Origin of the sequence: Franzmannia pantelleriensis (assembly GCF_900102875.1) — a bacterium.
Taxonomy (GTDB): domain Bacteria; phylum Pseudomonadota; class Gammaproteobacteria; order Pseudomonadales; family Halomonadaceae; genus Franzmannia; species Franzmannia pantelleriensis.
The window spans coordinates 58,845-72,075 of the sequence record NZ_FNGH01000006.1 but is presented as its reverse complement, the minus strand read 5'-3'; the positions used below and the strand labels follow the sequence as shown (position 1 = coordinate 72,075).

The 13,231-nt window shown below is 63.9% G+C and carries 15 protein-coding genes and 3 tRNA genes; 14 read left to right on the top strand and 4 right to left on the bottom strand.

Going from position 1 to position 13,231, the window contains the following annotated elements:
• Nucleotides 1-33: 33 nt before the first annotated feature.
• From uvrY to nadB, 7 genes are all read left to right on the top strand, one after another.
• Nucleotides 34-687 (top strand): UvrY/SirA/GacA family response regulator transcription factor, encoded by a 654-nt coding sequence (gene uvrY, locus BLT16_RS08830; RefSeq protein ID WP_089658173.1) that lies wholly within the window; start codon nt 34-36, stop codon nt 685-687.
• Nucleotides 688-739: 52 nt separating this feature from the next.
• Nucleotides 740-2,554 (top strand): excinuclease ABC subunit UvrC, encoded by a 1,815-nt coding sequence (gene uvrC / locus BLT16_RS08825; protein ID WP_089658172.1) that lies wholly within the window; start codon nt 740-742, stop codon nt 2,552-2,554.
• A 73-nt stretch (nt 2,555-2,627) separates the two neighbouring features.
• Nucleotides 2,628-3,176 carry a CDP-diacylglycerol--glycerol-3-phosphate 3-phosphatidyltransferase gene (pgsA, locus tag BLT16_RS08820; RefSeq protein WP_089658171.1) on the top strand — a complete coding sequence of 183 codons (549 nt, stop codon included), beginning with the start codon at nt 2,628-2,630 and terminating at the stop codon, nt 3,174-3,176.
• A gap of 83 nt (nt 3,177-3,259) precedes the next feature.
• Nucleotides 3,260-3,334: transfer RNA gene (locus tag BLT16_RS08815), tRNA-Gly, on the top strand.
• A 105-nt stretch (nt 3,335-3,439) separates the two neighbouring features.
• Nucleotides 3,440-3,513, top strand: a tRNA-Cys gene (locus BLT16_RS08810).
• A 36-nt stretch (nt 3,514-3,549) separates the two neighbouring features.
• Nucleotides 3,550-3,636: transfer RNA gene (locus tag BLT16_RS08805), tRNA-Leu, on the top strand.
• A 117-nt stretch (nt 3,637-3,753) separates the two neighbouring features.
• Nucleotides 3,754-5,340: an L-aspartate oxidase gene (gene nadB / locus BLT16_RS08800; RefSeq protein WP_089658170.1), complete on the top strand. Its 1,587-nt coding sequence runs from the start codon at nt 3,754-3,756 to the stop codon at nt 5,338-5,340.
• Here the strand turns inward: nadB and BLT16_RS08795 are convergent.
• Together BLT16_RS08795 and BLT16_RS21020 are read right to left on the bottom strand one after the other, a co-directional pair.
• Entirely contained in the window at nt 5,337-5,684 is a 348-nt protein-coding gene (locus tag BLT16_RS08795) for a hypothetical protein (protein ID WP_089658169.1), read from the bottom strand. The genes nadB and BLT16_RS08795 overlap by 4 nt on opposite strands.
• A gap of 7 nt (nt 5,685-5,691) precedes the next feature.
• Nucleotides 5,692-5,985: an FAD assembly factor SdhE gene (locus tag BLT16_RS21020; protein ID WP_281243301.1), complete on the bottom strand. Its 294-nt coding sequence runs from the start codon at nt 5,983-5,985 to the stop codon at nt 5,692-5,694.
• A 151-nt stretch (nt 5,986-6,136) separates the two neighbouring features.
• On the opposite strand from BLT16_RS21020, the gene BLT16_RS08785 reads away from it, so the two are divergent.
• Genes BLT16_RS08785 through lapB form a run of 3 tightly spaced genes read left to right on the top strand, consistent with a single transcriptional unit; the run spans nt 6,137 to nt 7,989 of the window.
• Nucleotides 6,137-6,463 (top strand): integration host factor subunit beta, encoded by a 327-nt coding sequence (locus BLT16_RS08785; RefSeq protein WP_163504325.1) that lies wholly within the window; start codon nt 6,137-6,139, stop codon nt 6,461-6,463.
• A 44-nt stretch (nt 6,464-6,507) separates the two neighbouring features.
• Nucleotides 6,508-6,813 carry a lipopolysaccharide assembly protein LapA domain-containing protein gene (locus BLT16_RS08780; RefSeq protein WP_089658167.1) on the top strand — a complete coding sequence of 102 codons (306 nt, stop codon included), beginning with the start codon at nt 6,508-6,510 and terminating at the stop codon, nt 6,811-6,813.
• Complete coding sequence (lapB, locus tag BLT16_RS08775) at nt 6,814-7,989, top strand: lipopolysaccharide assembly protein LapB (protein ID WP_089658166.1); 1,176 nt, start codon at nt 6,814-6,816, stop codon at nt 7,987-7,989.
• Between the two features lie 9 nt (nt 7,990-7,998).
• Here lapB and pyrF read toward each other — a convergent pair whose 3' ends face one another.
• Nucleotides 7,999-8,700 carry an orotidine-5'-phosphate decarboxylase gene (pyrF, locus tag BLT16_RS08770; RefSeq protein ID WP_089658165.1) on the bottom strand — a complete coding sequence of 234 codons (702 nt, stop codon included), beginning with the start codon at nt 8,698-8,700 and terminating at the stop codon, nt 7,999-8,001.
• A 237-nt stretch (nt 8,701-8,937) separates the two neighbouring features.
• Between pyrF and BLT16_RS08765 the strand changes: the two genes are divergently transcribed.
• Nucleotides 8,938-9,204, top strand: a complete 267-nt coding sequence (locus BLT16_RS08765) for a ComEA family DNA-binding protein (RefSeq protein ID WP_089658164.1) — start codon at nt 8,938-8,940, stop codon at nt 9,202-9,204.
• A 123-nt stretch (nt 9,205-9,327) separates the two neighbouring features.
• Here the strand turns inward: BLT16_RS08765 and BLT16_RS08760 are convergent, their stop codons facing one another.
• Nucleotides 9,328-10,089, bottom strand: a complete 762-nt coding sequence (locus BLT16_RS08760; protein WP_089658163.1) for an SDR family oxidoreductase — start codon at nt 10,087-10,089, stop codon at nt 9,328-9,330.
• A gap of 270 nt (nt 10,090-10,359) precedes the next feature.
• Here BLT16_RS08760 and BLT16_RS08755 point away from each other — a divergent pair, with 270 nt between their 5' ends.
• The 3 genes from BLT16_RS08755 to groL all read left to right on the top strand — a co-directional run bounded on the left by BLT16_RS08755 (nt 10,360) and on the right by groL (nt 13,084).
• Nucleotides 10,360-10,878: an FxsA family protein gene (locus BLT16_RS08755; protein ID WP_089658162.1), complete on the top strand. Its 519-nt coding sequence runs from the start codon at nt 10,360-10,362 to the stop codon at nt 10,876-10,878.
• A 212-nt stretch (nt 10,879-11,090) separates the two neighbouring features.
• On the top strand, nt 11,091-11,384 hold the full coding sequence (locus BLT16_RS08750; RefSeq protein WP_089658161.1) for a co-chaperone GroES: 294 nt from the start codon (nt 11,091-11,093) through the stop codon (nt 11,382-11,384).
• A 59-nt stretch (nt 11,385-11,443) separates the two neighbouring features.
• Nucleotides 11,444-13,084, top strand: coding sequence for a chaperonin GroEL (groL, locus tag BLT16_RS08745; protein WP_089658160.1), 1,641 nt, complete (start codon nt 11,444-11,446; stop codon nt 13,082-13,084).
• The last annotated feature ends 147 nt before the right edge of the window (nt 13,085-13,231 follow it).

Genomic DNA, 13,231 nt, shown 5'->3' with positions numbered 1-13,231 from the left:
CCGCCGACCACTCGGATAGATACGGGAGCTGACTTGATCAAGGTCCTCGTCGCAGACGATCACCACTTGGTGCGCACCAGCATAGCCCGGTTACTCGACGGCGAAGACGGTATTGCCGTGATTGGCGAAGCCATCGACGGCGAAGAGGCCATCAGCATGGCGCGCCAGCTTCGCCCCGACATCGTGCTCATGGATATACGCATGCCAGGGATCGGTGGCCTCGAGGCCACGCGCAAGATTGCCAAGGGCATGGCCGATATCCACGTACTGGTATTGACCGCCTTTCTCGAGGAGACCTTTGCCCAGCGCCTGCTTGACGCCGGTGCCAGCGGCTTCATCAGCAAGGGGGCCGAGCTCGATGACATGGTGCTGGCAATCCGCAATGTTTTCTCCGGCCAGCGCTACATCAGCCCCGATATCGCCCAGCGCCTGGTGCTCACCAAGATGGAGGCCAGCGACAACCCCTTCGACAATCTCTCTCACCGCGAGCTGCAGGTGGCGATGATGATCGTCAACTGTCAAAAGGTCAGCGAGATCTCAGACCGGCTCTACCTGAGCCCCAAGACGGTCAACACCTACCGCTACCGGATCTTCGAGAAACTCGGCGTGCACTCCGATGTCGAGCTGACCCACCTGGGCCTGCGACACGGCCTGGTCGACGGCTACCGCAGCAGCGAAGAGGCCTGAGCGAAGTACAGCGATCTGTTATGCTGGCCGCAGTGACGGCCAGTGATTCCCCATGAGTTTTGATTCCAAGCACTTTCTCGCCTCGGTCAGCGCCGCCCCCGGCGTCTATCGCATGCTCGACGCTCAGGGCGAGACCCTCTATGTCGGCAAGGCCAAGCGCCTAAAGTCGCGCCTGGCCAGCTATTTCCGCGGCACCCTGAATGCCAAGACCCAGGCACTGGTGAGCCGGATCGCCGACGTCCAGGTCACCATTACGCGTACCGAAACCGAGGCGCTGCTGCTCGAGCAGACCCTGATCAAGGAGCTGCGCCCGCCCTACAACATCCTGCTGCGCGACGACAAGTCCTATCCCTTCGTGTTCGTCAGCGACCGTCACCCCTACCCGGCGCTGGAGTACAAGCGAGCACGGGCACGCCGCGATGACGGCCGCTACCTGGGCCCCTATCCCAGCAGCGGCGCAGTGCGTGAGAGCCTGTCGCTGATGCAGAAGATATTCCGCATCCGCAACTGCGAGGACAGCGTCTTCGCCCATCGCACCCGCCCCTGCCTGCAGTACCAGATCCAGCGCTGCAGCGCGCCCTGCGTCGATTACATCAGCGAGGACGACTACCGCCGCGATCTCGAGCACGCGGTGATGTGCCTGGAGGGCAAGAGCGAGCAAGTGACCGATGAGCTGACCGCCGCCATGGAACATGCCAGCCAGGCGCTGGCCTTCGAGGAAGCTGCCCGCCTGCGCGACCAGATCCAGCATCTTCGCCAACTCCAGGCTCGCCAGTTCGTCGACACTGAAGGCGGCGACGCCGATATCATCGCGCTCGCCGAGCGCCCCGGCGCGCTATGCGTGTCGGTGCTCAGCGTCCGCCAGGGCCGCATGCTAGGCGCCAACCACCACGCGCCCAGCAATGGCCTCGACCTGAGCAGCGAGGCACTGCTCGGCGACTTCGTCAGCCAGCTCTACCTGGGACAGAGCCGCGAGGTGCCCAGCGAGGTCATCACCACCCATCCGCTGCCCGACAGCGACCTGCTGCAGGACGCCCTGTCCACCCACGCTGGCAAGCGCGTTCGCCTGACCCATCAGGTGCGTGGCCATCGCGCCCAGTGGCTCCAGCTGGCCCGCACCAACGCCGAGCAGCAGCTGGCCAGCCAGCTCGCCAACCAGCAGCAACTGGCCAAGCGCTTCGCGGCGCTGCGCGACGCGCTGGAGATGCCCGACACCCCACAGCGCCTGGAGTGTTTCGATATCAGCCACAGCCACGGCGAGGCCACGGTGGCCTCCTGCGTGGTGTTCGACCACCAGGGCCCAGTCAAGTCGGACTACCGACGCTTCAATATCGAGGGAGTGGCAGCCGGCGACGACTATGCCGCGATGCGCCAGGCGCTGACGCGACGCTTCAAACGCCTGCAGGACGGCGAGGGCAAACGCCCCGACGTGCTGGTCGTGGATGGTGGCAAGGGCCAGCTGAACATGGCCCGCGAGGTCTTCGAGGAACTCGGCGTCACCGACGTTCGACTGCTCGGGGTCGCCAAGGGCACCACCCGCAAGGCGGGCCTCGAAACACTGTTCATCGAAACCGTGGAGCGCAGCCTGGCGCTGGACGGCGCCTCCCCGGCACTGCATCTGATTCAGCATATACGCGACGAGTCGCACCGCTTTGCCATCACCGGCCACCGCACGCGACGCGACAAGGCACGCCGCACCTCGACCCTGCAGGACATTCCCGGCGTGGGTCCCAAACGCCGCCGTGAGCTGCTGCGCTATTTCGGCGGCCTGCATGGGGTACGCAAGGCCAGCCGCCAGGATCTCGCCAAGGTGCCCGGGATCAGCGACAGCCTGGCTGGCGCTATTCATCAGGCGTTACATGGCTGAGCGCATGGATGAATCATGCCAAGACCGCTAAGATAGGGCCTTCCGTCCACCCGCCAGGACCTGCGACGCCCCAATGAATATACCCAATATCCTGACACTAGCGCGTATCGCCTTCATTCCGCTGCTGGTGGTGGTGTTCTACCTGCCCTTCAGTTGGAGCATGCCGCTGGCCGCAGGACTTTTCGCGGTTGCGTCAATCACCGACTGGCTGGATGGCTACCTGGCACGACGCTGGGATCAGAGCACCCCGTTCGGCGCTTTCCTCGACCCGGTCGCCGACAAGCTGATGGTCGCGGTGGCCCTGGCGCTGCTGATCGAGCGCTACGACGTGGTGTGGCTGACCCTGCCGGCCCTGGTCATCATTGGTCGCGAGATCGTGATCTCGGCGCTGCGCGAGTGGATGGCGGAGATGGGCAAGCGCGGCACGGTGGCGGTCTCCTGGATCGGCAAGTACAAGACGACCCTGCAGATGGTGTCGATCTTCCTGCTACTGGGCTTCTCACCCGGCTCGCTGGTCGCCAATCTCGGCGTGTTCACGCTGTTTGTCGCCGCCAGCCTGACGCTTTGGTCGATGATCCAGTACCTGCGTGCCGCCTGGCCACACCTGAGCCGCGCGATGTAATCCGGCGGGGCCGTGCCGCCCCGCAGCAAGCAATAAACGATTGACAAGTAGCGTGTTATCCGTAGAATACGCACTCGAGTCAGGCGGGAATAGCTCAGTGGTAGAGCACAACCTTGCCAAGGTTGGGGTCGCGAGTTCGAATCTCGTTTCCCGCTCCATGATTCAACATGGGACAAGTCAGAAGCGAACAAGGTCGCGACCCGGTGCGCCGGTCCGATCGGATCTCGTTTCCCGCTCCAGATTTTTCTGGTCCTGACGTGTGAGGCTGGATGGCAGAGTGGTTATGCAGCGGACTGCAACTCCGTGTACGCCGGTTCGATTCCGACTCCAGCCTCCATCTTTGAGTGACTCACTATCTCCCCGCTCGAACCCCGCCCGGATGGCGAAATTGGTAGACGCAAGAGACTTAAAATCTCTCGGTGGCAACACCGTGCCGGTTCGAGCCCGGCTCCGGGCACCATTGCCTAGCCAACCTCTGCTTTGCCCCGCTCACCCAACGCCTTATGCTGCTTCGACATATGCGAGTGCCGCTGCCTGATGTCTGGCGCACGGCCACGCGTCCGACAAGGAAGCCCCTATGCGTGACGTACTGATCATTGGCGGCGGCGTGGCCGGCCTCACCCTGGCCCTCAGCGTGGCCGAGCATCGCCAGGTTACCCTGCTGCGCCCGCTACATGACCATCAGGGTGCCAGCCAGTGGGCCCAGGGCGGAATCGCGGCAGTGCTATCGCCCCAGGACGATATCGAGGCCCACATCGCCGACACCCTGACCGCCGGTGATGGTCTATGTGATGCTGCAGCGGTGCGCTTCACCGTCACTCACGGCCCTGCCGCCATCGACTGGCTGCTCGAACTGGGCATGCCCTTCACGCCGGACACCAGCCCCGACGCGCCTTACCCCTATCACCTGACCCGCGAAGGCGGCCATGGGGTACGTCGCGTCATCCACGCCGACGACGCCACTGGCCGCGCCCTGATCGACACTCTGCTGGCCCAAGCGGCCCGCCATCCCGCCATTACCCTGCGCGACGACCTGACCGCGGTACGCCTGGCCAGCGACAGCCACGGTCGCTGTTGCGGCGCCCACTGCCTGACCGCCAGCGGCAAGCCGCTGACGCTGCCGGCCCGTGACACCGTACTCGCCAGCGGTGGTGCCAGCGGGCTCTACCAGCATACCACCAGCCCTCAACCCGCTTGCGGCGAGGGCATGCTGATGGCCGCCGAACTGGGCGCCGAGCTGATGAACCTGGAGTTCCAGCAGTTCCACCCCACCTGCCTGTACGACCCGGGGGGCGCCCCGTTTCTGATTAGCGAGGCGCTGCGTGGCGAAGGGGGCGTGTTGAAAAATCTCGCCGGTGAGCGTTTCATGCCGTCGCTCGACCCGCGCGGCGAACTGGCGCCACGAGATATCGTGGCGCGTGCCATCGATGCCGAGATGCAGCGCGAAGGAGGCCAGCACCTTTGGCTGGACATCAGTCACTTGCCCGCCGACGACATTCGCCGCCAGTTCCCCACCATCCATGCCCACTGCCTGTCGCGGGGCATCGACATTACCCAGGCGCCAATCCCCGTGGTGCCGGCCGCCCACTACAGCTGCGGCGGCATCGCCACCGACCTGCATGGCGCCAGCAGCGTACCGCACCTCTACGCCATCGGCGAAAGTGCCTGCACCGGTCTGCACGGCGCCAACCGCATGGCCAGCAACTCACTGCTCGAGTGCCTGGTGTTCGCCCGTGCTGCCGCACAGCACCTGCTCGACGGCGCCTCATCCGAAGGCAGCCAGCCGACAACAACCGCGATACAAGGCGCGTGGGAACAGCAAGCCGCGACGACTGATAGCCCCGAATGGGTCGCCGAGCGCTTTGCGACGCTACGCCGGGTCATGAGCCGCCAAGTGGGTATCGTGCGCAGCGACGCCGGGCTCGCCAATGCCGAGCAGGCGCTCGCCGCGCTCGAACACGAAGTGCGCCACGATGCCCGCCAGCACTCTGTCAGCGTGCCCCTGGCGCGTCTTCAGCACGCCCTGAGACTGGCTCGCCTCAGCGTCATGGCGGCCCGCCAGCGGCGCGAGTCACGTGGCCTGAACTTCAACCGCGACTGCCCCTTCCAGGCGCCACTGGCGCTTGCTTCGCGGTTGACGCTCGACGATCTCAGCACGCGCTAGACGGCGCGCTGGCCGGCCAACAGGCAGCGGCGCAGCTCGCGCCGCGCTGCGGGCGTGGCACTATCGGGCCACAGCCACACCGGCCGCTGATCAAGCCTGAGCCCGATCAGCCACGGCCCGAGATAGACCACGGCAACCCTTGTCCCGCGCCACTCACCACCAGCCCCGGCGATTTGCCAGCCGCCCTCGCCGCTTGCGTGGCGCAGCGACCAGGTCCGCTGCATCGTCCACCAGTGACCGATCACCATCGCCATACACAGCAGCGCCGCGGCGGCTAGCCACGGCGCTGCAACCCAGCCCAACACGCCACTGACTGCCAGTGCCAGGCCTGTCTGAGCAGCCAATGCCAGTCTAGAGGGTGCGATACTGATCGTTACCGGTGGTTTCGGCATACTCGACGATCATCTGCACGATACGCCGTTTCGACGGCTCAGTGGGCCACTCGCGGCGCATCAACCATACGAACAGGTCCTGATCCTCTTCGGTGATCAGCGCCTGATAAGCCGCCTGGTCGGCGACATCGAGGCCGTCGTAGCGATGCTCGAGAAACGGGATCAACAGCAGATCGAGCTCCCACATGCCACGCCGGGAGTGCCAATATAGGCGCTTGCGGGTGATCTCTTCGGCAGACGCTTGTTCGCTCAAGGGAACCTCGAAACTCTGTGTGGATGTAGACGCAGTATACCCGAGCGCCACCTGCGGCACACGATAGTGCCGACAGGTAGCGAATGGTCGCAGTCTAGTGCGTTGTTTTATCACGGTTTGCGCAGTATGCTGAAGACAAACAACAAGCCGGATATGGCGTAGACCGCATTGGAGACGAGCAATGACCAAGTCCGAACTCATCGAGCAGATTGCAATGCGGCAGCCCGAGCTGTCGATCAAGGAAGTCGAAGCGGCCGTGCGCCTGATTCTCGACGATATCACCGACGCCCTAGCTGACGGCGGGCGCGTCGAGATTCGCGGTTTCGGCAGCTTCTCCCTGCACTACCGCGAACCGCGGGTAGGGCGTAATCCCAAGACCGGCGATCCGGTCGAACTGGACGGCAAGTTCGTGCCACACTTCAAACCTGGCAAGGAACTTCGTGAGCAGGTCAACGCCAGCCGTGCCCTCGGTTACTGACGCCTCGCTCCGGCTTTATTGAACGACTGAAGGAATCCATCACCATGCGTTGGCTAAAAGGCGTGATCCTGGCAATAATCCTGCTGGCCGTGCTGCTGGTCGGCATCCTGTTTGCCGTCAACAACCAGCAGGCCATGCCGCTCAACCTGATCTGGCTCGAGCTTCCCGCCGCGTCGCTCTCCGTATGGCTACTCGGCGCACTGGCCTGCGGGGTACTGCTCGGCATGCTGGCGATGAGCGGCGTCTACCTGCGTCTGCGCGCCCTGCTGACGCGCGCCCAACGCCACAATCAGCAGCAGCGCAAGGAACTCGACCGCCTGCGCGTTCAGGAGCTTAAGGAACTGCCCTAAATGCTCGACCCGATGCTGCTGGCACTGGTGTTGGCAGCGGTCGCCATCGGCTGGTGGCTGGGCCGCCGCCAGCGCCCTCCCAACGACGCCTCGCCGCAGCCGTCACTGACGCGTGACTATTTCCTGGGCCTCAACTACTTGCTCAATGAGCAGCCCGACCGCGCCATCGAGACCTTCGTTGCGGCCCTTGAAGTCAATAGCGATACCATCGAAACCCACATCGCCCTGGGCAACCTGTTCCGCTCCCGCGGCGAGGCCGATCGTGCTGTCAAGATCCACCAGAACCTGCTGGCCCGCCCGACCCTCAGTGCCCATCAGGGCGACAGCGTACAGCTCGAGCTAGCCCGCGATTTCTTTCACCTCGGCCTGCTCGATCGCGCCGAAAAATTACTGCAGGGCCTGATTCACGACGCCCATCTCGACGAGACCCGGCGCCACGCCAAGCGCCTGCTGGCCGACCTGTTGGAGCGTGAAAAGGAGTGGCAGGCGGCCCTCGACGTAGCCCAGCCGCTGATTCGCGAAGATCAAGGCCTGCGACGGGCCGCTGCGCACTGGTGGTGCGAACTGGCCCAGCAGGAACTGGACTCGGCGAGCCCGTCACGCGCGCGCAAGCGACTCAAGCAGGCGCTGAAAACCGACCCGACCTGTGTGCGCGCCACGTGGATGCTGTCACGCATGGAGCATGACACCGGCCACTACAAGACCGAAATCAAGCTGCTCAAGCGGATTCCCGACCAGGACCCCGACTTCACCGCCCTGATACTGCCCCCCCTGCGCGATGCCTATCTGCGGCGAGACGACCCCGCTGGCCTCGAGCAAGCGCTGCAGGTGCTGGTCGAGACCACCCGGTCGACCAGCACCATCATCATGCTCGCCGAGTGCCTGCAGCAGCGCGAAGGCAGCCAGGCTGCCGCCGACTTCGTCAGCCAGCAGCTGCAGCAGACGCCCAACCTGCGCGGTATCGACTACCTGGTCGATCTCTACCGCCACCAGCCCGGACTCGCCGAGAGCGAGCCGATGGCGCTGCTCAAGCAGCACACCCAGTCGCTGCTCGACGTCAGCCCCCACTACCGCTGCCAACGCTGCGGTTTCGATGGCCGCCAACTGCACTGGCAGTGCCCCAGCTGCCGCAGTTGGGGCACCACCCGGCCGATTACCGGCCTGCGCGGCGAGTAGCCACTGTCGTCAGTTGGCCGCCAATTCCGCCTCGATGGCCGCTAGCGCCGCCATCGGGTCTTCGGCCTGGGTCACCGGACGCCCCACCACCAGGTGCGTACTACCCGCTGTCATCGCCGCTCGCGGGGTCATGACACGGCGCTGATCGCCAGCCTCGGCGCTGGCCGGGCGAATGCCTGGGGTGACCTTGAGAAAGTCCTCGCCGCACAGCGTACGTAGCCGCTCGGCCTCCTGGGCAGAGCACACCACGCCGTGCAAGCCGCTAGCGTGGGTCAACTGCGCCAGCCGCTCGACATGCTCGGCAGGACTGGCCGTGATACCTACCTCCAACAGGTCGGCGGCGGCCATGCTGGTCAACACCGTCACCGCGATCAAGTGCGTTTCCAGCCGCCCCGCCTCGAGCCGCTCACGCGCGGCCTCCATCATCCGCCGCCCACCGCCGGCGTGGACATTGACCATCCACACGCCTTGCTGGGCGGCAGCCTCGACGGCGCCGGCCACGGTGTTGGGAATGTCGTGGAACTTGAGATCCAGGAACACCTCGAAACCACGGCCGTGCAAGGCATCCAGAACATCGGGGCCGCTGCGGGTAAACAGCTCCTTGCCCACCTTGACCCGGCAGCGACGTGGATCGAGGCGATCGGCCATGCACAGGGCAGCGTCGAGGGAGGCGTAGTCCAGGGCGATGATCAAAGGAGAGGAAGTCGACATGCTCGAGTAGGGCTCCGGCCGGGCTGATGAATATGGCCTCAGTATATCAGCCCAATGGGAGCTATCGCGGGTAAGCCATGGCTGTCATCACGTGTTATATAAGTCTTACAGGAAATGGCGAAATGACTCACACCACAACGTCCTCACCCCCGCCTATGGTTAAGGAGCACGCAGGGCCCAGGCAGAATCATCGCCCGGCGGCGACGACCCACTCGATACCTGTAGAAGGAGTACGACATGCAAGGACTCTTCAAGGCACTCGCGTTCAGCCTGCTGCTGACGTTTGCCCTACCCGCCCTGGCTCAGGACATGGCCCCCATCGACGTCAACACCGCCGACGCGGAATTGCTGCAAGAGTTGCCGGGCATCGGGGAAACCCGCGCCCAGGCGATCGTGGAAGAGCGTGAAGCCAACGGCCCCTTCGAGAGCGCTGATGACATGACCCGAGTCAGCGGCATCGGCGCCACTACGATAGACGGTTTCCGCGACCAGGTCAGCTTCTGACAGGTACCGCGAAGACCTAACCGGTGTGTCCGGCCTTGGAGCTCGACTTTCTCCCTCCCACCCTGCTGAGCTCACCGGGCGGCCCTATCTGGGGCGCCCGGCTTCTTGATGGCAAACATCAGGCTAGATCCGCAAGCCGCCATCGCACTCGATCACCCGCCCTGTGAAGTAAGCGTTATCGAAGATGAACGCGACGCTCTCGGCGATATCTTCCGGCTGCCCCAGGCTCCCTAGCGGAACCCCCTTGGTGATCTTCTCCAGCACGTCAGGCCGGATGGCTGAGGTCATCTCGGTCTCGATGAACCCCGGCGCCACGGCACCGACGCGAATACCGTGACGCGCCAGCTCCTTGGCCCAGGTGACGGTCAACGAGGCGACCCCGGCCTTGGCCGCCGAGTAGTTGCTCTGGCCCATGTTGCCGGCGCGGGAAATGCTCGAGATGTTGACGATGACCCCGCCTTGACCGGCCTCGACCATCTGACTGGCCGCCTCACGACCACACAGGAACACCCCGGTCAGGTTGACATCGATCACCTGGCGCCACTGCTCCAGCGACAGGGTACTTTCCACCTTGCCGTCGCGAGCCTTGACCAGCAGGCCGTCGCGGGTGATACCGGCGTTATTGACCAGCCCGCTGACCGGGCCCAACTGTGCGGCAATATCGGCAAAGGCTTGGCGCACTGAGGTTTCGTCGGCCACGTCGACCACGAAGCCGGTCGCCTGCACGCCCTGATCAAGCAGCGCGTTGGCCGCATTGTCGAGTGCCTCGCGTTCGAGATCGAGCAAGGCGATCCGTGCGCCCTTGCGCCCCAGTACCGCGGCCATGGCCAGGCCAAGTCCTCGCGCCCCGCCGGTAATCGCCACTACCGAATCGTTCCACTGCATGATGGATATCTCCTGATGGGGCCAGTGCGCCTGACCCTCTCGCTAAATGCGCGCTCGCGCCGCCACTCGTCATGCCCGGCCCGAGGTGACCGATGCCGTTGTGCATCGCAACATAAAGTACCCTAGCACGAGTCGCCGACTTCGCCCAGCCAACCATCGGCGAAGGCCCGCAAACGACGCCGCCTCCCCCGGTTATCGGCCAAGCTGCCACTCGACTTGAAAACGCCTGTGCCACCTCCATATCAGGATCAAACTACACCAGGAGTCATCATGCCCTTCCTGTTGCTCTTTACCCTCTTCGCCCTGCTCGATTTCGTCATCCTGTTTTCGGTGGGCAGCCAGATCGGTCTGCTCACCACCCTGTTGCTGGTACTCGCCACCGGCTTCATCGGGCTACATCTGGTACGGCGCCAGGGCGTTGCCACTCTACAGCGCGCCCAACAGCGCTTCGCACAGGGAGAACTCCCCTCCGCGGAACTGATCACCGGCGCGGCCTTGATCTTCGGCGGCGCCCTGCTGGTGGCCCCCGGTTTCGTCTCCGATGCGCTGGGATTCATGTGCCTGATTCCCGGCACCCGCCAGCTGCTTGGTCGGGCCTTCGGGCGGGTCGGCGTCAAGGCTCGCGGCTTCAGCTTTCAGCAGCAGCCGGGACCGCGTCCCGATGACTGGCACCAGGCCGCGGGACAGCGCCCGAGCGACGATTGGCAGCCACATCGGAACGGCGATACCGGCAGCACTCAGGGCCCTATCGAAGGCGATTTCATCAGCCGCGACGACGCTCGCCGCTGAGTGGCTGATAAACGTAAATTTTTTTTCTTGGCGGCCTTGAAAGGCTTCCTCCAGCCCCCACTGTTGGGGCTAGTAGCCGAGCTTCGGTTGCCGAGGCCACCTCGGCACCAATGACATGAAGGCATCCGCCTTCCCGGGAGTTCGCTTCCGGAGCTGTTATGGACCCGTCGTGCACAATCACGACACAGCAAACCATCAGGAGAACGTGAGCAATGAACATCCGTCCCTTGCACGATCGCGTCGTCGTCCGTCGCGTCGAAGAAGAACAGAAAACTGCTGGCGGCATCGTGCTCCCGGGCAATGCCCAGGAAAAGCCGACTCGTGGCGAAATCCTCGCCGTCGGTAACGGCCGGATTCTCGACAACGGCGAAGTGCGTCCGCTGGACGTCAAGGTCGGCGACACGGTGATCTTCAAGGATGGCTTTGGCGTCGAGAAGCAGAAGATCGACGGCGAAGAAGTCCTGATCATGAGCGAGTCCGACATTCTCGCCGTGGTTGAAGGCTAAGCCCATACCCGTTACTGCACTGCGCTAGATTCACGAACTCAGATTAGGAAGCGTTAACAATGTCAGCGAAACAGATCAAATTCTCCGATGATGCCCGCAAGCGCATGGCGCGAGGCGTTGACGTCCTGGCCAACGCCGTCAAGGCGACCCTGGGCCCCAAGGGACGCAATGTGGTAATCGAAAAGTCCTTCGGTGCGCCGACCGTCACCAAAGACGGTGTATCCGTGGCCAAGGAAATCGAGCTCAAGGACAAGTTCGAGAACATGGGTGCCCAGATGGTCAAGGAAGTCGCTTCCAAGACCTCTGACGTGGCAGGCGACGGCACCACCACCGCCACCGTGCTGGCGCAGTCCATCGTCAACGAGGGCATGAAGGGCGTTACTGCCGGCATGAACCCGATGGACCTCAAGCGTGGCATCGATCAAGCAGTCATCGCCGCGGTCAAGGAAATCGAATCCCTGGCGGTACCCTGCACCGACGCCAAGGCCATCGCTCAGGTCGGCACCATCTCCGCCAACGGCGACTCGCGCATCGGCGAGATCATTGCCGATGCCATGGAGAAAGTCGGCAAGGAAGGCGTGATCACCGTCGACGAAGGCCGTGGCTTCGAAGACGAGCTGGAAGTCGTCGAAGGCATGCAGTTCGACCGTGGCTATCTGTCGCCCTACTTCGTGACCAACCAGGACACCATGGCGGTGGAACTGGAAGACCCGTACCTGCTGCTGGTCGACAAGAAGATTTCCAACATCCGCGAACTGCTGCCGGTGCTGGAAGCCGTCGCCAAGGCTGGCAAGCCGCTGGCCATCATCGCCGAGGACATCGAAGGCGAAGCCCTGGCAACCCTGGTGGTCAACACCATGCGTGGCATCGTCAAGGTAGCTGCCGCCAAGGCACCTGGCTTCGGTGATCGTCGCAAGGCCATGCTGCAGGACATCGCGATCCTGACCAACGGCACCGTGATCTCCGAGGAAGTGGGTCTGACCCTCGAACAGGCCACCCTGGATCACCTGGGCAGCGCCAAGCGCATCACCATGTCCAAGGAAAACACCACCATCATCGATGGTTCCGGCAACGAGGCTGACATTGAAGCTCGCGTCGGCCAGATCCGCACCCAGATCGAAGACACCTCCTCCGACTATGATCGTGAGAAGCTCCAGGAGCGTGTCGCCAAGCTGGCTGGCGGTGTCGCCGTGATCCGTGTCGGTGCCGCGACCGAGATTGAAATGAAGGAGAAGAAGGCCCGCGTCGAAGACGCCCTTCACTCCACCCGTGCCGCGGTCGAGGAAGGCGTGGTGCCTGGCGGCGGTACTGCCCTGGTGCGCGTCCTGACCAACATCAAGGACCTCAAGGGCGACAACGAGGACCAGACCCACGGCATCGCCATCGCGCTGCGTGCCATGGAAGCCCCGCTGCGTCAGATCGTCACCAACGCCGGCCAGGAAGCCTCCGTGATCCTCAACAAGGTCAAGGACGGTGAAGGCAACTTCGGCTACAACGCCCAGACCGGCGAGTACGGTGACCTGTTCGAGATGGGTGTGCTGGACCCGGCCAAGGTAACCCGCTCTGCGCTGCAGTCAGCCGGTTCCGTGGCAGGTCTGATGATCACCACCGAAGCCATGATCGCCGATGACCCGGACGAGAAAGAGGCCGGTGGCGCCCCAGACATGGGCGGCATGGGTGGCATGGGCGGCATGATGTAAGCCAGCCCCCCGCCCCAGGCACTGCCTGAGACAGACCCCGCCGGTGACAGCCGGCGGGGTTTTATTTTGTGGGAAGTAGGAAGACCAAGCAGTGTAGAATGACGTCTTTCAGGCACGAAGTGCCGGTCTTTAATCTTCCCTCTAACG